Annotated in this window: 14 protein-coding genes; 5 read left to right on the top strand and 9 right to left on the bottom strand. The window is 52.7% G+C overall.

The features are described 5' to 3' along the window. Positions 1-307: 307 nt before the first annotated feature. The 5 genes from AC0LWT_RS33885 to AC0LWT_RS33865 form a co-directional block, all read right to left on the bottom strand. Positions 308-1,393, bottom strand: coding sequence for an RDD family protein (locus AC0LWT_RS33885; RefSeq protein WP_474685901.1), 1,086 nt, complete (start codon positions 1,391-1,393; stop codon positions 308-310). Positions 1,394-1,498: 105 nt separating this feature from the next. Beyond that, positions 1,499-2,596, bottom strand: coding sequence for a sensor histidine kinase (locus tag AC0LWT_RS33880; RefSeq protein ID WP_474685899.1), 1,098 nt, complete (start codon positions 2,594-2,596; stop codon positions 1,499-1,501). Further along, positions 2,589-3,284 (bottom strand): response regulator transcription factor, encoded by a 696-nt coding sequence (locus AC0LWT_RS33875; RefSeq protein ID WP_474685897.1) that lies wholly within the window; start codon positions 3,282-3,284, stop codon positions 2,589-2,591. The genes AC0LWT_RS33880 and AC0LWT_RS33875 overlap by 8 nt, the downstream gene beginning before the upstream one ends. Then, positions 3,281-3,874 carry a DedA family protein gene (locus AC0LWT_RS33870; protein WP_474685895.1) on the bottom strand — a complete coding sequence of 198 codons (594 nt, stop codon included), beginning with the start codon at positions 3,872-3,874 and terminating at the stop codon, positions 3,281-3,283. The genes AC0LWT_RS33875 and AC0LWT_RS33870 overlap by 4 nt, the downstream gene beginning before the upstream one ends. Further along, complete coding sequence (locus AC0LWT_RS33865; protein ID WP_474685893.1) at positions 3,864-4,496, bottom strand: class I SAM-dependent methyltransferase; 633 nt, start codon at positions 4,494-4,496, stop codon at positions 3,864-3,866. The genes AC0LWT_RS33870 and AC0LWT_RS33865 overlap by 11 nt, the downstream gene beginning before the upstream one ends. A gap of 229 nt (positions 4,497-4,725) precedes the next feature. On the opposite strand from AC0LWT_RS33865, the gene AC0LWT_RS33860 reads away from it, so the two are divergent. Further along, positions 4,726-7,743: an efflux RND transporter permease subunit gene (locus AC0LWT_RS33860; RefSeq protein ID WP_474685891.1), complete on the top strand. Its 3,018-nt coding sequence runs from the start codon at positions 4,726-4,728 to the stop codon at positions 7,741-7,743. 734 nt (positions 7,744-8,477) lie between these two features. On the opposite strand, the gene AC0LWT_RS33855 is transcribed toward AC0LWT_RS33860, so the two are convergent. Then, positions 8,478-12,686 carry a LamG-like jellyroll fold domain-containing protein gene (locus AC0LWT_RS33855; protein ID WP_474685889.1) on the bottom strand — a complete coding sequence of 1,403 codons (4,209 nt, stop codon included), beginning with the start codon at positions 12,684-12,686 and terminating at the stop codon, positions 8,478-8,480. Positions 12,687-13,210: 524 nt separating this feature from the next. Here AC0LWT_RS33855 and AC0LWT_RS33850 point away from each other — a divergent pair. After that, on the top strand, positions 13,211-13,774 hold the full coding sequence (locus tag AC0LWT_RS33850; protein WP_474685917.1) for an acetylglutamate kinase: 564 nt from the start codon (positions 13,211-13,213) through the stop codon (positions 13,772-13,774). A 98-nt stretch (positions 13,775-13,872) separates the two neighbouring features. Here the strand turns inward: AC0LWT_RS33850 and AC0LWT_RS33845 are convergent, their stop codons facing one another. Continuing rightward, the gene (locus AC0LWT_RS33845) at positions 13,873-15,630 is read right to left on the bottom strand and encodes a HAMP domain-containing sensor histidine kinase (RefSeq protein ID WP_474685887.1); all 1,758 of its coding nucleotides are present in this window, start codon (positions 15,628-15,630) and stop codon (positions 13,873-13,875) included. After that, positions 15,627-16,307, bottom strand: coding sequence for a response regulator transcription factor (locus AC0LWT_RS33840; protein WP_474685885.1), 681 nt, complete (start codon positions 16,305-16,307; stop codon positions 15,627-15,629). The genes AC0LWT_RS33845 and AC0LWT_RS33840 overlap by 4 nt, the downstream gene beginning before the upstream one ends. A gap of 160 nt (positions 16,308-16,467) precedes the next feature. Between AC0LWT_RS33840 and AC0LWT_RS33835 the strand changes: the two genes are divergently transcribed. The 3 genes from AC0LWT_RS33835 (at position 16,468) to AC0LWT_RS33825 (ending at position 20,261) form a co-directional block, all read left to right on the top strand. Beyond that, entirely contained in the window at positions 16,468-17,577 is a 1,110-nt protein-coding gene (locus AC0LWT_RS33835; protein WP_474685883.1) for an extracellular solute-binding protein, read from the top strand. Between the two features lie 91 nt (positions 17,578-17,668). Beyond that, the gene (locus AC0LWT_RS33830) at positions 17,669-19,192 is read left to right on the top strand and encodes an ABC transporter permease (protein WP_474685881.1); all 1,524 of its coding nucleotides are present in this window, start codon (positions 17,669-17,671) and stop codon (positions 19,190-19,192) included. A 4-nt stretch (positions 19,193-19,196) separates the two neighbouring features. Continuing rightward, a complete protein-coding gene (locus AC0LWT_RS33825; RefSeq protein ID WP_474685879.1) occupies positions 19,197-20,261 on the top strand; it encodes an ABC transporter ATP-binding protein in 1,065 nt (354 codons plus the stop codon). A gap of 193 nt (positions 20,262-20,454) precedes the next feature. On the opposite strand, the gene AC0LWT_RS33820 is transcribed toward AC0LWT_RS33825, so the two are convergent. Next, positions 20,455-20,727, bottom strand: coding sequence for a DUF1177 family protein (locus AC0LWT_RS33820; protein ID WP_474685877.1), 273 nt, complete (start codon positions 20,725-20,727; stop codon positions 20,455-20,457). Positions 20,728-20,927: the final 200 nt, after the last annotated feature.

Genomic DNA, 20,927 nt, shown 5'->3' with positions numbered 1-20,927 from the left:
CAGGATCACTTTCAGCGAAAATTCCTGCACATTTGCAGGTTTTTCACCAAAACGAGCCGATTTCGCGAAAAAAACCTGCACTTTCGCAGGTTTTCTCCCTGTCAGGCTGCTTCCTGCCCAGTTCTGCGACCTACACCGGGAGAGGCTCACGTTGGGTAAAAGCGGCTGTCCACAAATCGGACTCCTTCCGGTTATCCTAGCCCGTCGCTTTTTTGCAGGTTTAGCCGGCGGGAGGCGGCGGGAGGTCCATGTTTTGCACTTCGCAAAAAAAGAGCCAGTCACCACCTCCTGGTGACCGGCCCTTTTTTCAAATGGAAATTTCGGCGGCGTCGCTGAAACTGGATACGATATTCAGAAGCTCCTCGCGCACCCGTTCATATTTCGCCGATTCCGTCCATGTATGAATTTGATGGAAATGATCCGAAGTTTCCAGCGCTGTAATGATATAAGTGATCGAATATCCGTCCACTTTTCCCTGCAGCACAAATTGATAACCGTCATTACCGTTTACGGTGACGGGATAAGGACGCTCCTTCATGCGGGCTCCGTCCAACTGCTTCATCATGTGCCGCTCGACCAAATTTTCGAAGTCCTCGACCGTCATATCCTCATCGAAATCGTCTTTGGATTCCGACATGACCAACAAATATTTTTCCGAATACCGGTTGGAAATGGCGATATCTGCGTCCTCGTTCAAGCTTTTGTCGGCTGTCCAGCCGGAAGGGGCCGAGACGTGAAACTGCCTGTCGCTGCTGTGAAACATTTTTAATTTGCCGCTCTCCGCACCTATTGCATACAGGCCCCAGACCGCGGAAACCAATGCTACCAGCAGCATACCGGAGAAAAAGACGATCATAGCCGTCGTTTTGCCCTGCGCCTCCTGCTCCAAATCTCGCGTCCTGACGACGTATGTATTCGCAGCCATATCGCCCAGCCGCTGCTTCTTCTGCGAAGCCAGGACGCTGATCCCTGCGGGAAGGCCGCCAATGAAGAAGGGATTGACTTCAAACAGGCGAAGCAAAGTCCTGAGCAGCGATTTGACAAACCCCGGAGCTCTCCCCTCCTGATTCACGACGCGAACACGCAGCGCAAACTTGCCGAACGTGTAGCCCGAATATCCTTCAAGAAACAAGTAATAAAACAAACAGCATAAAGTAAAGACCCCGAATGCCGTATAATAGGCGTCTTCTCCGTAATAATGCCGGATAATGAACGGTATCCCGAGCAGGCAAAGTCCGATTACAGCGTCCAGGACCGTCGCGGCCCATCTTCGAAAAAAAATCGACGCCCCGTACTTCGAACATATCTCTTTCATATCAAGCGGCGGCGCCGGTTCGGTAAAATCATTCATCGTCTCGGAATAGGGGAAAACCGGCGGATAAGAGTTCAACATGTACACCCCGTAAGTAAGATAAATACTACTACATTTAAACAGCGTTCGGGGCGCTTGTCAACGCCGTTACTCCGATACCGTGAAAACGGCTGCTTCCACGGCAGTTCATTTCTCCGCCGCTCTATCGCTCCGGATTCCGCCAGCGCCAGCCTTGGGCAGCTCGATAAAAAACGAAAAATACCCGTCCTGATGGTTCAGCCCCATGCGCCCTCCGTGCGAGCCTACGATGTAATTCCCGATCGAGAGACCCAGCCCCGCCCCGGACGGCATATCCTTCACATTGCGCGAGGGCTCGACTTTGTAAAGCCGCTCGAATAATAGCTGCTCCTGCTCCTTGGTCACAGGGACGCCGGAATTTTCCACGGCGAGAACGACCTTTTGCTCCTCTTCGTAGAGGCGAACGGTAATTTCTCCCGGTTTGTTGGAAAACTTAAGCGCATTCATCAACAGGTTGTCGATCGCCCGCACCAATTTTTCGGCGTCCACAGGGGCAAATACCGGCTTTTGCTCCCAGATCTTGCGGATCGTCAGCTCGTGCTCCTGGGCAATCGGCTCGAATTCAATAATAATTTGCTCCAGCAAACCGCTCAGGTCGATCGTTTCGAACGAAAAGCTCACGTTCCCGCTCGTCAGGCGGGTATACTCGAACAAATCGTCGATCAGCTTTTTCAGCTGCTGCGTTTTGTTGTATGCGTTGTTTATGTATCGTTTGTGCTCGTCAAGATCTTTGTAATCGTCGTTTTTAAGCAAATTCAAATATCCGATAATGCTCGTCAGCGGCGTGCGCAAATCATGCGATACATTCGTAATCAGCTCCATTTTCGACATTTCAATCTGCCTCTCCCTGTTCATCATGATTTGCAGTTGTTCCGCCATAAAATTGATGTTTTGCGCCACAAAGCCAAGCTCGTCCTGGGTGGACAGCGGCACCCGGTAATCGAGGTTCCCTTTGGCGATATACATAAGGCCGTCGGCAAGCGTCCGCAAATAGCGGGCGATAGGTCGCGTAAAAAAGAAAAAGAAAACCAGGAACAATATAAAAAGAACCAATAAAGTGCCGACGGGGCCCGTTACTATTTTTACCGCATGATCCAAAACCGACGATAAGGCTACGGCAATGACAAAGCTCAGAAATGCGGCCAAAAACATGCGGACCCGGATGTTTTTTTTCCAATTCAGAGTCGAAAGCAGGTCTCTATTCAACCTTATATCCCACTCCCCATACGGTTTTGATGTACTGCGGCTCGCGCGGGTTGTCTTCGATTTTTTCGCGGATTTTCCGGATGTGGACCATCACCGTGTTATCCGATGCGAGCTTATCCTCTTTCCACACCTTCCGGTAAATGTGCTCCACGTTGAACACGCGCCCGCGATTGGTCGCGAGCAGCTCCAAAATCTGGAATTCGATCGGGGTGAGCGTAATTTCTTTGCCCCGCACGGAAACCATGTGGCGGTTTTTATTAATAATCAGATCGCCGATTTCAATGACGGTTTCATCGACTGTCCTGTCTGCCGCGGCGCTGGTGAAAGTTTGTCTGCGCAGCTGCGCCTTGACCCTTGCGATCAGCTCCAGCGGGTTAAACGGCTTGGCCAGGTAATCGTCGGCCCCCGTCGTGAGCCCGGTAATTTTGTCGATATCTTCGCCTTTCGCCGACAGCATAATGATGGGCACCTTCGTAATTTCCCGAATCTTGAGGCAGGTCTTGATTCCGTCCATGACCGGCATCATAACGTCGAGGATGATCAAATCGACCGTTTCCACGCTCAACAGTTCCAAAGCCTGGACACCGTCTTCAGCCTGAAACACCTGAAAGCCTTCATTTTGCATATAAATACGGATTACATCCCGAATCTCGGGATCGTCGTCAGTCACTAACACTTTTGAGCTCAAATCGAACTCCTCCTTCTCCGTATCCAATAAATGACAGCAATAAGCAGAATCGGCAGCCACAGGAAGCGCAATCCGTATTGATAAATGAGCGTGCCGATTTCCTGGGTATGGTCGCCGACATAACGGCCGAGCGTAAAGAAAAGGAGCGTCCAGACGAAGCCCGTCGTGTAGGAAAATAGGGCGTAGCGTCTAAACGACATTTTGTTCAGACCGACCGCATAAGGCATCACATGCCGGACTACCGGAAAAAAGTAGCCGATGCATAAGGCGAAGCTGCCGTATTTTTGCACCAGCTTTTCGGAAATTTCAAGCTGCTTGGCGAAGCGGTTTTTGCGCCTCAGCCGATCCAGTACCGACACTCCCATGAACCGGCCCAGCACGTAGCCTAGCGACAAACCGGACACTACGCCCAGGTAAGTGACGATGAAAGCCGGCAGCGGATGCAGCAGCGTACTGCCGGCTGCGGCTCCTCCCGTCATCACCACGACTTCATCGGGAATAGGCATTCCGACGATGCCGAGCCATAAGGCGAAGAACAGCGCCGCATAGCCGTAATGCTGAATAAACGTCAGCAGGGTCTCATAGCTCATGGACTGCATTCTCCCTTTCCTTCCCATCTCCTTCAACAGGTTTGGAAATAGCCGGATTTTCTCTTTTCCTGCACACATATACGAACGCCGGAGGGAGATTGAAAGGAACGAAATGGACTTGCTCGATGTCAAAATGCTCGCCAAGCTGCTTTCTCATCTGCTGCGAGTACTGGAAAGCGATGAACATGCCGCCCGGTTTCAACGAGGCTATGATTTGCTCCATAAGCCGATCGCGCAGCTGCTGCGGAAAGTTAAAAAACGGAAGGCCGCTCAAAATGCAATCCAGTTGCTCGATACCTTCTTTCAGCAGCACCAGGTCAAGCTCACAGGCATCGGGATAGCAGGACGATTCGGGAAATTGCCTGGCCAGTTGGGCGCGGAGAATGGGATCTTTTTCAAACAAAAGAATTTTCGTCTCATCGTCTCTCGCCATTTCCAAATATTTGGTAATCGCTCCCGTACCCGCTCCCAGCTCGGCTGCGTACCGGACGCGGCTCCAGGAAACGGCCTCGATCATCTTTTTCGCCAAAAACACGGAGCTCGGCGTTACACTGCCGATTTGCCCCGGAGCCTGGGAAAATTTATATAAAAACAACAGCTTTTCTTGAAGCGCCTTGATCATGAAGATGCTCCCTTCCTTTTCCTGATATCTTTTATAATAGCCGCCAATTCTTCAGAACGGGTTGATGATATTCTAAAGGATTTCTGAACATTTTGAAAGAAATGCGTCCAAGTCATATGACCGAAGTCATGTCAGAAAATGCCTTTCTTCATCTATTCATTTGGTAATGCTACTTTATAATGGAAAATGGAGCATACAAGATCGAGTGGAATTGAAGGGAGTAAAATAAATGATTTTTCTTACAAAATGGTCCTTCGGCAATAAAGCGGCCATCCTGTTTCTCGTCATTATGGCGCTGGCCATGGGGTTCATGAGCTACAGATCGCTGCCCATGGAATTTCTGCCTCAGGCCGATAATCCGCAGGTGTCGATTACCGTAATCGGGCAAGGCTACGATGCCAAATCGATGGAAAGCCTTGTCACCAAACCGATCGAAGATGCCGTCATGCTCGTTAAAGGAAAAAAGGACATGTTCTCCACATCGGGGGAAGGATTCGCCAAAATCGATCTGAACTTCGAATCCAAGACCAACATGAAGGATGCCAAAACCGAAGTTCAAGAGGCGCTTGCGCAAGTGACGCTGCCTGACCGCGTATCGAAGCCGAACGTGCTGCAGCTCAACACGTCGATGATTCCGGTTTCGCAGATTTCCATTGCATTCCAGGACGGCTTGACCGAGGAAAATGTGGAAACGGCGGAAAAGAAAATTATTCCCGAGCTGCAAAAAATAAATGGCGCCGGCAGCGTTATTCTTTACGGCAAAACGTCGCCGATCGTCCTGATCAAAACGGACCCGGATAAACTTACGATGTACAACCTGACTTCGCAAGATGTGGCAACCGTACTGCAAGGACGCAACATCTCCGCTGCCGTCGGCGAAAAAACGATCGCAGGGCAAGCCGGCAACATCAAAGTCAGCACAAGCATCGAAGATCTGAAGACGCTGCAAGATTTAAAAGTAACGTCTGATATCACTTTGAAAGACATATCTACCATAGAACTCAAGGATTCCAAAGACAGCGTCAGCCGCTTGAACGGAAAAGACGTGCTATATGCCATCGTCTCGAAAGCGGCCAGCGCGAATGCGGTGACGCTAGCCCATGACGTGCAAAACACCGTGGACCGTATGAACAAGGATATACCCAAAGCGGAGCTCGCCGTCTTCTACAGCTCCTCCGACATGGTCGTCACTTCGGTGAACAGCATGCTGCGGGAAGTGTTGATGGGCGCGTTGTTCGCAACGGTCGTTATCCTGCTGTTCCTGCGGAATGTCCGGGCAACGCTGATCACCATCGTCTCGATCCCGCTCTCGCTCGGAATTACGCTTTACCTGCTGCAAATTTCCGGCGTCACGCTCAACATCATTACACTAGGCGGCGTTGCCGTCGCCGTAGGGCGGCTCGTGGACGACAGTATCGTCGTCATCGAGAACATTTACCGCAAGCTGGAAAAAGAGAAATTTTCGATCGGCATGATCATCGAAGCGACGAAAGAAGTTTCGACGGCTATCACTTCCTCGACGATTACGACCGTCGCCGTGTTCATGCCGATGGGACTTTTGAAGGGCTCTCTGCAGGCGTTTTTGCTTCCTTTTGCCCTGACCGTGACATATTCCCTGCTCGCTTCGCTCATTGTCGCCTTAACCGTAGTGCCGCTGCTCAGCTCGGTGCTGCTGAAAAACAACAAAATGAAAGAGCATCCGCCTTCACAGCGGTTCGTCGGCTTTTTAAAATGGAATTTAAATCATAAATGGGTGCCGCTCGTCGTCTCGATCGTGCTTTTTGTCGGATCGATCGCCACTTATATGATGATGCCGAAAGGCGCGCTGGATTCGTCCGACTCCACCTTTGCGAGCGTTACCCTCACGTACCCGAGCGACACGCCGTCCAGCAAAGTGCTGGAAGAGGGCAGAAAGCTGGAGGCGTTCCTTATGCAGCAGCCGGAAGCCAAATACGTTTTGATGCAAAACGGCAACAGCGCGGACGCCGCCAAATGGGGGAACGTGACTTCGCCGTCCAAAGTGGATTATTCGATCGTCTTGAACAAAGACGTCAACGCCACTGCGTTTACCAATCGCATCAAGGAACAAAAAGACAATTATCCCGAAGCCAAGCTGGAAACCGGCAGCACAAGCTCCTCCGCCGTTTACGTCGACGTTATGGGCGAAGACTCCAAATTGGTCGAGGTCGCCGCCGCCGAGCTTATGGATAAAATGAAAACGGTGAGCGGCGTGCAGAAAGTGACCAGCAACCAGGAAGAGACCAAGCCTGTATTCTCCTTCAAGGTCGATCCTTCCAAGGCCAACACGCAGGAAGTCGGTGCGCAGCTGCAGTCGATGCTGAATGAAGTGGCGATTGGCCAAATCAAGCTGAAGGACCACGATACGATCGTGAAGATGGCGCCGGTTGTGGAGCCGAACAGCACGCTGGATCTTTCCCGAATTATGATCCGCACGACCAAAGGCAACGTCCAGGTATCCTCGGTCGCCAGAGTCGAAAAAACGAATGAAGCGAGCTCGCTGTTCCACAAAGACGGGAAGCCGTACATTCGCGTAACCGCGGAGGCCGAACCTGCCAAGCTGTCCTTCGTCGGCAACGACGTGCAGGCTCAAGTGAGCGCAATGCCCCAGTATGCCGGCATCACCATGAAGTTCGGCGGAGCTTCCGCCCAGCAAGCGGACGATTTTGCCGAGATCGGCAAGACGGCGCTCATCTCCATCGGCATCGTCTATCTGATCATGGTCATCACGTTCAAAACGTTCCGCTCGCCGCTGGCCATTATGACCTCGCTGCCGCTGGCGGCGATCGGTTCCGTGCTCGGGCTCGTCATCTCCCGCGTTACGCCGGATTTCACCGCGATGTTCGGCGCGCTGATGCTGATCGGCATCGTCGTCACCAATGCCATCGTGCTCATCGACCGGGTCATTCATAACGAGCAGCATATGACGATTCGCGATTCGCTGCTGGAAGCCGCTGCCACGCGGATGCGCCCGATTCTGATGACCGCTGTAGCTACAGTTTGCGCGATGCTGCCGCTCATCTTCGGCAAATCCGAAACGGGCAGCATCGTCTCCAAAAGCTTGGCGATCGTCGTCATCGGCGGTCTTAGCGCAGCCACCTTGCTGACGCTGATCATCATTCCAGTCGTCTACGAACTGTTCTTCTTCCGGAAATCGCGCAAACAGCGCAAAGAGGCCGATTCCGCCGCCGGCAGCATTCCGGCAGCCGGCCCGACCGTCGGCGCATAAGGTAGGGCGCCCCGCCCTTCGGCAATATAAAAGACGCCTCCATGGAGGCGTCTTCTACTGCGTTCGGGCGCGGGATCCGGCTGCGCGAGGTCTTTTGGCGCCCGAACCGGCTTGACTCGACGAACCCCCATCGGGCAGATCGCCCATAGTATGTGATATAACCTTAAGAGGGGCCCTAATTTGGGAGCAGCCGCTTTTTCTGGGCGCGCGTCTCTCCCAGTGTTGGTCGCGGAGCTACACAACTGGGCAGGAGATAGCTTTGCAGGGAGAAAACCTGCGAAAGTGCAGTTTTTTTTCGGCGAAATCGGCCTATTTTGGTGAAAACCTGCAAATGTACAGGAATTTTCGCTGAAAGTGAATCTGAGTCCATGTGTTAAGTGAAAAACCTGCACTTTTGCAGGAATTCTTCATGCCAGCGATCAAGGACGCAAATTCATGTATTTTTGCAGGTTTTTTTCGTGCAGACAGGCAGATTACGGCTATCTCCTCTAATCGCGGGGGTTTTTCAACAGCCTGAAATGTGCAGGCTTTTTGGCTGCTGTATGAGCTCAGGTCCATTTTTAACGGGAATTCCTGCACAATCGCAGACCTTTCCTCAAAATCAAGCTCGGAAGAGGCTGTCCCTCAGTCATTATTCATGACTTTTGAGACAGCCTCTATTTTGTGTTTTTGATCGATTAACGCCATCTTCGCGATTCTGATACAATTTGTATCATCGAACACACAAATTGGCCCTACTGCAATATTTTTCGAGCCATGGCGGCGAGGTCTTCGATGTCGATTTTGCCGTCATTGTTCAAATCGGCCTTCCGGTAATTCGCCCAATCCGGATCGGCGGACGTTTTGCCGTAGGCGGCTGCGACAATGGCCAGGTCGCCTATGGAATAGCGGCCGTCTCCGTTCGTATCGCCAGGCAGGGTGCGAACGACCGAGTCCAGGAACGATTGCAGCGCCGCATTCAGTGCGCTCAGCGCCTGTTCCACCTGCTGCTGCGTTGCCGAAGCGCTGCCGGCGACAGCCTGCGCCTGATGAATGGCCGCTTGCAGCGCCGCTTTGGAGCCTGCAGGATATTGGCCCGGACTTGAGCCTTCGCCGGCTGCGTCATGCTTGCTTTGTGCGTCTGCGATCAGGGCATTCAACGCCGCTTTGTCGACAACGCTCAATTGAACCGTGTGCGACTTGCCCGCCAATTCGGTTTCCCGCCCGGTTTCATCGGCAAGCACAGCCTTCGTCAATGCGATCGTCGCCGAACCCTCCGGCGCATCGGCTTTCACTTGCCAGTGCAGCTTCAGCAGCTCGCCGCCCGGCTTAGGATCGGCTCCGATATTCGCAACGATCAGCCGGACTTGGCCGGGTTTCAGCGCTTGATCGACAACGACGATCTGCTCTTTCAAAGCGTCCGCCGATACGTATTCCACTTGACTCGGATCGAACGTAAAAGTTAAATCTTGCGCGTATACGTTTTGCCGGATTTCGTTTAGACCGTAATTCAAATCAAACGACGCGCCCTTGACGGCCTGATCCGGCCCGTGCAGAACCGCTCCCGGCGAAGAAGGGTTCGAATCCGCGGTTGAAAGCCGCAAAATAGTGACGGAATACGGATCTGCGCTGTACTCGAATTGAGGCCCCAATCCGGTCAACTGCCTTTCTTCCGGTACGATGCGCGTCGGCGCCTCGAACGTATTCTCGTCGTTCAGGCTGCCGGAGGTCAGCACGATAGCCCGGCCCTTTTCGCCGACATGCGCCACTCCGTCAATCTTGATCTGCACCGGCTGTTCGCTGTCCGAGCTGTTCACGATTTTCATAATGATTTCTTTGCTGTCCTGATCCATGCTCGTCACATCATACAGAGGCCCCGGATTCGGAGGATTGTCTTTCACGTCGAACAGCGGCGTTCCGTCCAGATAGCACCGGATGCGGTTGCCCGACACCTCGATCTTGATGTCGTACCAACGGTTGGTTTCGATTGTGCTCGCTTTGGCGGTTCCGATCAACGATTTGGTTCCGTCAGTCGCTTTCTCGATCGCATGCTGCGTATTTCCCCAGCCCCCTAAATTCAGCCAGTAATAATTGCCGCTGTCTTTGACGCCGAACATGACCAGGAAACCCTCATTGCCGCCGTTCTTCTTCGCTTTGAGCGTGTACGTATAATTGCTCCAGCTCGCATCTCCAGCTGTGGAGCGGTCTCCTTCCCCGTTGCCGGCATTGCCGTAAGTCCCGTTCCGGACGCTCCAGGTTCCCCCGCTTGTCTTCCAGCTGCCGTTCGCCGCCGCAAAATTGTCGCTGAACAGCGTGCTGCCATTCTCGTTGCTCGTAACCGCAACGTCGTCAATTTCGGCCTGCGTTTTCCATGTAGCGAAGCCGATGCTTCCTGTTACGTCGTTGCTCGCAGCCTGACCGCCGCCCGTCAGCGTCGTAGGCAGCACGCGGTCGCCCTGATTGCCGGCAAACATGTTCTGTACATAGTAAGAGGGCGTTCCGTAAGAGCGCGAGCTGTCAAATACAATCGCGTCCGGGTTCCATGTGCGGTCGTTCGTATTAACGAGAAGCGGAGCGTAGGAGGACATTCTGACGATATCCGAATTGCGCTCCATGCCTGTCATAAACGCAGCTTCCCCGAGCGCAGCGCCCAAGTTTCCTTTGCCTGCGCCTGTCGTTACCGCATATTCGCCGACATAAATTTTCGGGCCGCTGCGGTCGTAATTGTCATAGCGGTTGGAGTTGTCCATGAACCATTTTGACGTTTGATAGTAGTGCTCATCGACCCATTCCACAGGCAAACCGTTCAGGAAGGAATCGGCAATGGTTGTGATTTCCGGATATTTTTGTTTAATTGCGTTGTAGAAGAGCGGGTATCTTTGCAAATAGTCCGTCATCTGGAAGTTGTTCTCATTGCCGATCTCCACATATTTCAGATTGAATGGCTCAGGGTGCCCGTTCGCTGCGCGTTTGGCGCCCCATGTGCTGGTCACAGAGCCGTTGGCGTACTCGATCGCATCGAGGGCGTCTTGAATCCACGGCTGAATTTGATCGAGCGGCACGCTCTCTTTATGCGATATGCCGACATTGGTCACATAAAGCGGCTCTGCACCCAACTTTTCGGCCCATACGAGAAACTCGTGAAAACCGAGCCCGTCGGTCGATTGATAGCCCCACAAATTGTAATGGCCCGGCCTCTCCGAAATATCGCCGATCGTTGTCTTCCAGCGCAGCGCATTCGCGAGCACGTCTCCCTCCACGAAGCAGCCTCCCGGGAAACGGACGAATTTGGGGTTCATCTCCTCCACCTTGCTTGCCAGATCGGTTCTCAGACCGTTCGGCGTGTTTTTCCATGTCTGCGGGAACAAAGAAACGACGTCGAAATCGAGGCTTCCGGTATGGCTGGCTGTGATGGCCAATCTTGCCTTGGGATCCGTGCCGGTTGACATCAGTGTTACGCGGTACCGCTGCCAGCTTTCGGTCACTTGCTCGACGCTGCTTTCCGCATAAGTTTTGGTGCCGTCGGCGCTTTCAAGCCGAACGCTAAGCGGTCCGCTAAAATTCGCATCCCTTTTGGAGAAAAATGACAGTTCGTACCGCTCCCCGGCTTTAACGCCGATTCCCCAGTAGCCCGAATTCGCAATGCCGACACTTTCGCCGGTTCCGACGGAATCGATTTGCAGGCGAAGCGCCCTTTTCTGGGCCTGGTTCAGCAGGCCGTCCGTAATAAGCGAGATCGTCCCGCCGGCGGTTCCGTTCTTAAGGAGAGACCAGTTCGCCGCATTCGAGGCATTGTCCTCGAAAGAACGGTTGGCGACAAGCTCGGCATAAATTCCGCCGTCGCCGGCATGGTTGATATCTTCAAAAAAGATGCCGTTCAAAGTCGGGCTTATCTCGATGCCGGGATGAGCGGCATCGACCGTCAGCGTCTTGACGGAAGTTTGCGCAAGCACGCGGACATTGAACGACTTCGTAACGCTCGCCGATCCTTTCGCGATCGTCGCCGTCAGGACTGCGTTCTTATCCGCCTCTCCCCCGGCGGGACGGACAACGGTACCGTCAGCGCTTACCGTTTCCGGATGGCTCGAAGCCCAGCTGACCGTTACGCCCAGCCCTGCGGCTGTCGGCAGCTGCACATTCGCCTTGACTGCGCTCGTATCGCCGATTGTGAGCGACTGCTGCACGGCGTTTACAGCCTCGTTATCGGTTAAGCCGGAAACGCTGGACAAATCTTTGATTTCCAGGCCGCTCAGCGCCCGGTCATAGATGCGGAAATCGCCTATTTGTCCCGCAAAATAAGGGTCTGCGGCATACACGGACTTGCCGATCCAGTTGTTGGTCGTGCGGCCCAAATCCGACGGTTTTAAGTTCATGCTTGTATGTTGAGCAACCTCAATGCCGTTCTCGTAGATCGTTGCCGTACGGCCTTGCTGCACAAGAACCACATGATTCCAGACGTTCAAAACCATATTCGCATTTTTACTGACTCTGTCCTCGTTGTTCAAGCCGCCGGTCGTAATAGCATACCGAAGCCCGGCTTCAGCTGCATTCGGGGTCATAAACATGTTGCTGTCCTTGCTCGTGCCAATGTCGAAAATGCGTTGAAAGTTTTTGTTCTGATTCACTCTCACCCAGGCGGAAACGGTAAAATCGTTGACCTGCTGAAAAATGCCTTCCGGCAGGCTGACATAACCGTCCGTTCCGTTCAAGCTTAACGCGCCTCCGGCAGGCCCGGTTCCTATCGAGGCTCCGCCATGCAGCGTCCCATCCCGCCCGTGGTAGGTCGCATCGGTGACCGTCGATCCGTTCGCCTGATCGAACTTGTACCACAGGATTGGGCCCCCCTGCTCTAGCTGCTGCGGTTGGGGCTGGGGCTGCGCCGCCAGGGATGGGACCGGAATTGCCGTCAACAAACTGAAGATCATGCTGCTAATTATGAGCAGAGAAAAACTTCTTTTCACCATTATGTTCATTCCTTCCTCGAAAATTTGGAATGACAAGCATGTATTGAAAGCGTAATCATTTTTGCCAAGACGAATGTGCCGTTACCTCAAAACCCGCATCATGCCGTCCGCGGCGGAAATACAGGCAGTTGCCTCCATCGCATCTCCCCTTCATTCTGAGATTCACCCTTGAAGGCGTACCCCCATTATAAGGCGAAGCAATATGGATAAAAATGGAATTATTTTAGAAAAAGTTATAATTATTTATTGTTTTTTGAAATATACGTATGTTTGCGGCCGCCCCCCCCTCGATGAACCCATTGGGCAGATCGCCCATAATATGTGATATAACCTTTTTAAAGGAGCGTATCCTCATGTACCCTTATCCGTACGAGGGATTCCGATATCCCTCAGATCCGCGGGAGAGCTACCGGCCTTGGCCTGTTCGGACTTATCCCGCCGCCGATGCGGCCTATTCGGGATGGCAGCCCTATTATTCGGCAAGCATGCCGCCGGCATTTCCGGGCTGGATGCCCGATGAGCCGATGTTTCGCGCGGAGAAGGCCGCCCCATGCCTGAGCCAGGCGGAAGTCGAATTGCAAAGAAAGATGCGGCTGCTTTGGGAACAGCATATTACGTGGACGCGGCTTGCCATCGTCAGCATCGTCTTCGGCCTGCCGGATGCGAACGATACGATCGCTCGTCTCCTCCGCAACGCTCCGGATATGGGGAACTTGCTCAAGCCTTACTACGGCGACCAGGCGGGAGATACGTACGCAAACCTGATCAAAGAACATCTGGTTCTAGCGGCGGATCTCGTCAAAGCGGCGAAAGCCGGAGACCAAAAAGCGGTAAAAGCGAAAGAAAAAGCGTGGTATGCGAATGCGGACGAGATCGCCAAATTCCTGCATAGCATCAATCCTTACTTATCCGAAAAAGACGTGAAAAAAATGTTCTACGAGCATTTGGCGCTGACCAAAAACGAAGCGGTCACTATGCTGAACAAGGACTATAAGGCGAGCATCGACACCTATGACAAAATCGAGCAGGAAGCTTTGGACATGTCGGACGCCATCACGGACGGAATCGTTAAGCAGTTCGCTCTCTGAACCGGCTTGCTTGCGGATGAAAACTTTCCGCAGCTGCGCACTTTCCCGGGGTTCGGCCGGCGCACTGCTCGGCTGATCTCCGGCAAATGCAAGCCAGGTCAGCGGACAGGCAGGCGGAAAGAAAATACGACTCCCCGATCCGTGTTCGCGGCTCCGTATTCGCTTTGATGAAGCTCCAAAATATGTTTGACAATCGACAATCCCAATCCCGTTCCGCCGCTGTCGCGGTTTCTGGAGCGTTCTCCGCGGTAGAAGCGTTCCCATATTTGTCCGAGCTGATCTTCGGGAATCCGTTCCCCTTCATTTTCAATGAAAATGGCGGCTTGCCGGGCTTCGACTTCGACATGAACCCGAATCAAGCCGCCTTCCGCCGCATAGCGGATCGCATTGCCCAGCAGATTGAGAACGACCTGCTCGATTTTTTCCGGGTCCGCGAATACTTCGGTTTCCACGGCTCCGTCCGCAACGATTTCCAATTTGCGGTCGGCCAGAAGCTTAGCCAGCTTTTCCGCGGAATCCAGAATAAGACGATGGATGGAAAAGTATCTTTTTCTCAATTTAACCGTTTTGGATTCGAGCTTCGCCAACTCCAGCATGCTGGCGACCAATTTCTCCATTTTCTCGGCTTCGTCTTGAATGACCTCGATGTAACTCTCTCTTTTATTTTGCTTCACATTATCACGCAATGCTTCCGCATATCCTTTAATGATGCTGATCGGCGTTTTCAATTCGTGCGACGCATCGGATACGAAATCTTTTTGCAACTGTTCCATGCGGTTTTTATACGCCATGTCCGCCACCAGCTTGCCGTTCGCCTGCTGCAGCTCAAATAGCGTCCGGTTCAAATTTTCCGATAACGTATTCAAGCTTTTGGATAAGCTGCCGATTTCATCATGACTGCGGATGGGGGATTTCGTTGAAAAATCCATGTTCGCCATGCGAACGGCAGTGCGGTTTATTGAAATAAGCGGCCGGGAAACCATTCTGGAAAAAAGGAAGGACAATACGGCGATCAGACACAATCCGCCGATTCCCAAATATAAATAATAAACTTTCAGCGCGCCGAATGACTCCGTGAGCTGTGTTAGCGGCGTAAGAACGAATACACATTCCCTGATTTTTCCATCTGCCATAATAGGCCGTATAAATATAATATTGCTGACCCCGCTGACCGGTTCGGTCCACTCCGCATGAAACGCCTGTCCATTCTTCACATTATCCGCATATTTAGGCGGAATCGGCAGCCACTCTTTCAATGCAGCGGCCAAAATCCCTTCTCGCTTGTTCCATTGTGCCGGTGCAGGCAGCAGCAGGTCCGTTATCGTACCGCTCACCTCTTGAGCTTGCCCCTCCGCAAGACCGTTAGGCAAGCTGCCGATTGCAGGCACGCCTTGTTTGGAGATCACATAGGGAGAGAACAGTAGATTGTTGATCTCCGAATAATAATTGCCTCGGACTGTAATCCGGTCCCCGCGCTTCAGGCCAAGCTCCGTCAAGCGCTCTATATCGGGGAAGAAGGAGACGGGAACTGCGACGGACAACCCTTGATCCGTCAGCAGGCGGATTCGAAACGGGTTGTCGTATTTGACATTGCCTTCAGCATCAAGAATGGCGACTTGCGCTCTATTTTGATTAATAAAACGGGCGATAACCGGCATCATTTCGCTTCGCGTCCAATTTTGGCGCGTGTACTGTTCTGTAAACTCCGCCACCTTCTGATCCAGTTCCTCGGCTCGTTGATGCTGATAAAATTTTTCAAAAAACCAGAACTGCCCCAAGATGACGACGGCAAAGAACATGACGAAAAACAAAAACGTCACGGCAAACAGCTTTGCTACAATCCCCTGTCCTTTCATTGAACTTCCCCGAATTTATAACCGGTTCGAAAAACAGTGGCGATATGCCGGGCATCCGCACCCAGCTTGCCGCGCAACTTTTTGATATAGGTGTCCACGACCCGCGGGTCGCCATAATAGTCGATCCCCCATACATGGTTAAGAATCGTTTCCCTGGACAAAGCGATATTCTCGTTTTTAATTAAAAACAAGAGAACGTCGTACTCTTTGGACGACAGATCAATGCTCTGCCCGTCGACGTGCACCGTGTGAGCCAAGTTATCAAGCTTGACTTTGCCGAATGAAACGATATGATCTTCATGACCGACGGTTCTTTCGACCCGTTTCATCAGCGTTTTCGCACGGGCCACAAGCACCTTCGGGCTGAACGGCTTGGTCACGTAATCGTCCGCCCCCAGCTCAAAACCGAGCAGCTTGTCCTCTTCATTCGATTTGGCGGTCAGCATAATGATGGGCACCGCAGACATTTGCCGGATGCGCTGGCATACGGACCATCCATCCAACTGGGGGATCATAATGTCAAGTATAACGAGATCGACCCGATGCTTGCCGAATTGTTCAAGCGCCTGGACGCCGTTCTGCGCCTCGTAAACATGCCATGAGGCCTCGCTAAAGTAATCGGCTACAATTTCGCGAATCCGCCTTTCATCTTCAATTATCAAAACAGTTCTCTGCACGCTTTCACCTCATTCATTTCTCTTGCGCCATCTATGTTAACATTAAAATTCATTTATTTTGAATCGATTCACACGAATTACACAACTCTAATGTATTATAGCGATAATGATTATCAAAATCACCTTTTTTACGAAAACAATTTTAAAGGAGAGAAACAAGTTGAACCAGAAACACCCGCACCGCAGACATGCAAAAAAACAAGCTGTCACCCTAGCCTCCCTTATCGTCATTATGGCCGCGTTCGTCAGCGCCTGCGGGACAAGCCCGAAGCCTGACGACAAGTCCGCTGTGCCTGCGGAAACAGCCAAGGCAGCAGCCGAATCCAAAGAGCTCGTCATGTATTCCGGACGCAAGGAGAAGCTGCTTGTTCCGATCATGGACGCTTTTGAGAAGAAAACCGGCATTAAAGTGAAAGCCCAGTTCGGCGCCTCCAATGAATTTGCCAACAAAATCAAGGAAGAAGCGGCGCATCCCGCAGCAGATGTCTATATATCGCTGGATGCGGGCATTATTGATTCCATGGGCAATAACGGCCTGCTTGAGCAAATGAGCGACGAGACGTTGAAACCGGTCGACCCTGCGTGGCATTCCTCCAAAAACTATTGGACCGGCCTCTCTTCGCGCTATCGGGTCATTTTATACAATAAGGATCTTGTCAAAGAAAGCGAGCTGCCTACCTCCGTTCTTGAGCTAAGCGACCCTAAATATAAAGACCAGTTGTTCATTACGCCAGGGTCCAATCAATCGCTGCAAGCTCAAGTGTCGGCAATCCGGCTTGTTAAAGGCGAAGATGCGGCAAAGTCGTTCCTGGACGGTCTGGTCAAAAATAACGTTTCCGTCTTGAGCAATCACGACGATATCCGCAAAGCTGTCGGAGCCGGCGAGCGAAAGTTCGGCCTGATTAACAACTATTATTACTATCAGCAGTTGGACGAGAAAGACAACAACCATGTCGGGATCGTTTATCCGGACCAACAGGAAGGCCAAATGGGTATTGTCAACGATGTTGCCGCCATCGGCATCGTCAAAGGGGCGCAGCACAAAGACGCAGCCGAAAAGTTCGTGCAGTTTTTGTTGTCGAATGAAGGCCAGGCGATGTTTGCCGGCTTGAACAGCGAGGTTCCGATCGTGCAAGGCGTTCCGTTCAAGGAGCGAGGCAAACCTATGAGCGAGCTGAAATTCGCCAATGTCAAGCTGGAGCAGCTCGCCGCCGAGTTGGACAAAACCCGCAAGCTGATCGATTCGGTCGGAGGCTTGCCGATTAAATAGAAGGACGGTCATCGCTTTGACACTGAGAATCCGCAATCGAAAGAGACCTTCTGCAAGTACTGCCGCTTTAGCTGTAGCGGCAGTACTTCTTATGCTTTTGCCGCTTGTTTTCGTTATCGTCCATGCATTATCGGCCAAGCTCGAACTGTGGGGCGAACTGAGCCGCCACCTTTTGCCGTTCTTGCTGTGGAACACCATTTCTTTGACCGTCTGCGTCACCCTGCTGTCGCTGGCGCTTGGCGTATCGCTGGCCTGGCTGGTCGCCCGCACGGATTTGCCCGGGCGCAAGGCGTGGCGCTGGCTTCTGGCGACGCCGATGGTCATCCCGATTTATGTTGGGGCATTTGCCTATATTTCTTTGTTGACGCCGGGAGGACTCGTGCCTAAATGGCTGAGCCGGTTGACGGGCGCTCCCGTCTATACGTTCAAGTACATTTCCGTATACCATTTTTGGGGCGTGTGGATCATTATGTCGATCTTCATGTTTCCGTATGTATATATGCTCGTGCTGGCTGCGCTGAATCGAATGAACGTCAGCCTGGAAGAAGCGGCGCGGGTGGGAGGCTATTCACCGGCACGCGCTTTTTTCCGAATCATTCTGCCGATGCTTCGTCCGAGCGTGGCAAGCGGGGCGCTGCTCGTCAGCTTGTACGTAATGTCCGACTTTGGCGCTGTCGGCATGCTGCGCTACAGCACGTTCACCTACGCGATCTTCGATCAGCTGAACCGCGGCTCGGACCGTTCCGGGGCGGCCGTGCTCAGCCTCGTGCTGACACTCATGACCTTGCTTGTGATCGGACTGGAATGGGGCAGCCGCAAACGGGTCCGATACTTCCAGACAGGCGCCTCGACAAAAGACGTCAAACTTATTCCGCTCGGGAAATGGAAGCCGGCCGCCCTGCTGTATGTGATTTTCATTGTTTTCATCGCTGCCGCCCTCCCGTTGGGCATGTTGGTATTTTGGACGGTGCAGGCACTGCAAACGAACATGATAGGCTTTAAAACGCTGCAGTACGCCTGGAACAGCGTATCGGTCTCCGCCCTGTCGGCAACGGCCGCGACACTGCTCGCTTTTCCCGTCGCTTTCCTGCGCACCCAATATCCATCGCGTTCAAGCGAGCTGTTGTCCCGCCTTTCGTACGCCGGTTACGCGCTTCCCGGAACAGTGGTAGCTCTGGGCATCATCTTTTTCTTTAACCGTTATGTGCCTGTTTTGTACGGAACCGTTGCGCTTCTCGTTTTGGCTTATGTCATCCGCTTTCTACCGCAAGCGATGCAGTCGCAGGAAGCTTCCTTGCAGCAGCTCGCCCCGTCTCTGAATGAAGCATCCCGCGTAATGGGGCATACGCCGCTGCGGACACTGGCCAAAGTGACGCTGCCTCTTATCGCACCGGGGCTTGTCGCCGGCTGGTCGCTCGTTTTCGTCAATTCCATGAAGGAGCTTCCGGCTACTATGGTGCTTCGTCCCATCGGCTTTGAGACATTAGCTTTTCGCGTCTGGACGGAAGCTCAAGGCTATTACTTCATGGAAGCTTCACCGGTAGCGCTTATCCTCGTGATCCTATCGCTTATTTCTTTAAAATCGCTGCTGGGAACCAAAACAATGGGAGGATAACAACGTGACAGATCATGCATCAAAAGAAGTGATACGCATCCGTTCGCTTGCAAAAACTTATCCGGGCAGTTCCAAGCAAGCTTTATGCGGGATAGACCTGTCAGTCGGCGAAGGGGAAATTATTACGCTCCTTGGACCTAGCGGATGCGGAAAAACGACGGCTTTGCGTCTCGTTGCGGGTTTGGAAACTCCCGATGCAGGCGAGATTTACATTCAGGGCAGGCTCGTTTCCTCCGCCGAAACATCGCTTCCGCCGGAGAGCCGCGGTCTGGGGATGGTGTTTCAAAATTATGCGCTTTTCCCGCATATGACCGCTTATGACAATATTAGCTTTGCACTCTTCAAATTACCGAAAAAAGCCCGCCGCCAGCGCACTGAAGAAGTGCTGGAGCTGGTCGGGCTAACAGCTTTGGCCGGCCGCTACCCGCATGAACTGTCCGGCGGCCAGCAGCAGCGGGTTGCTTTGGCCCGCGCCCTGGCGGCGAAGCCTGCGGTCGTATTGCTGGACGAGCCGTTCTCCAATCTGGATGAAGAGCTGAAGAAAGGGCTGCGCAAAGAAGTGAAGCAAATTTTGAACCGGGAACGGGTCGCGGCCATTTTCGTCAGCCACGATCAGAAGGACGCGCTGCAGCTGTCGAATCAGATTTTGGTCATGAAAGACGGAGCGATTGAGCAAGCCGGGACGCCGCAGCAAGTGTTTCTCCGGCCGCGCACGGCGTTTGTCGCCTCTTTTCTTAGCGGAGCGTACACCTTGCCCGGACAGGCTGACATTGCGAACGGACTCGTGCAGACGGATATAGGCGCTTTCCCCTGCAGCGACATTTCCGACCGCGGCAGCCAGGCAACCGTTTGTTTGCGCCCGGAAAGTCTGACCCTATGCGCCGAAGGAACGATACGGGGGATCGTCAAATCCGTCTCGTTCATGGGCCCGGTTCAGGAAATATCCGTACACATTCAGGGCGTTCGGGATTTGCATGAAATCGTTGTGAACTGCGGTCTTCAAGAGGACGTAAAGCCAGGACAACATATCCGGCTGCAGCCGGATGCCGGGCATATCGTCGTCGTTTAAAGCCGCCCGGACGGCTCTGATACGAAAAAGCCCGGCCCCCTGCCGTTCGGTTCGGCGAAGGACCAGGCTTTTTGCTATTTAATCAGCAGATCGCCTTGCTTACCGCGGCTGAGCACCGCTGTCACTTTGTCGGTTAACTGACTGACCTTGTCATAGTCGGCGGAAATCGCGCCCTGCTCGTTTCGATCAAAGATTAGTCCATCGATTTCGCTTCCCGTCTCAAATAATTTCCGAAATGATTTTGGACACCGGCGCGTTCGACAACATGACGGGGAGACCCGTTGACAGACATGCTCCCCATCGTTTGGAAAACTTTCATCGAACCGCAAATTTGCTGCATTTTACCAAATTCTTCCTCACTGTAAAAGGCGCACGTGCCGTTCGTCACTTCTTTCGACGTCTCCACCGCAAAACGGACAGCGGATGCGCAGAAAACCTGCAAAAATACATCTTTTTTATTCCCCAATACGCTGAATCTGAGCAATTCCTGCAAATGTGCAGTTTTTTTCGCTAAATTTGGGGCTAAGACTGACCAAGCTCGGAAATTCCTGCACAATTGCAGGCATTTCTTCCAAACGAGCGGATTACTGAAAAATACCTGCACTTTTGCAGGTTTTCGGGTGTGTGCGGGCTGGAAAACGACAACCGTCGTCTATTCGCTCCCCG

This window comes from Paenibacillus sp. sgz302164 (assembly GCF_056120505.1).
This window is presented reverse-complemented; position numbering and strand designations above follow the sequence as displayed.

Coding starts and splice junctions, on each gene's coding strand:
- AC0LWT_RS33850 (WP_474685917.1), top strand. CDS start 13,211: ATGTTTCGCGCGGAGAAGGCCGCCCCATGCCTGAGCCAGGCGGAAGTC.
- AC0LWT_RS33885 (WP_474685901.1), bottom strand. CDS start 1,393: ATGTTGAACTCTTATCCGCCGGTTTTCCCCTATTCCGAGACGATGAAT.
- AC0LWT_RS33860 (WP_474685891.1), top strand. CDS start 4,726: ATGATTTTTCTTACAAAATGGTCCTTCGGCAATAAAGCGGCCATCCTG.
- AC0LWT_RS33830 (WP_474685881.1), top strand. CDS start 17,669: ATGCTTTTGCCGCTTGTTTTCGTTATCGTCCATGCATTATCGGCCAAG.
- AC0LWT_RS33865 (WP_474685893.1), bottom strand. CDS start 4,496: ATGATCAAGGCGCTTCAAGAAAAGCTGTTGTTTTTATATAAATTTTCC.
- AC0LWT_RS33870 (WP_474685895.1), bottom strand. CDS start 3,874: ATGAGCTATGAGACCCTGCTGACGTTTATTCAGCATTACGGCTATGCG.
- AC0LWT_RS33845 (WP_474685887.1), bottom strand. CDS start 15,630: ATGAAAGGACAGGGGATTGTAGCAAAGCTGTTTGCCGTGACGTTTTTG.
- AC0LWT_RS33855 (WP_474685889.1), bottom strand. CDS start 12,686: ATGGTGAAAAGAAGTTTTTCTCTGCTCATAATTAGCAGCATGATCTTC.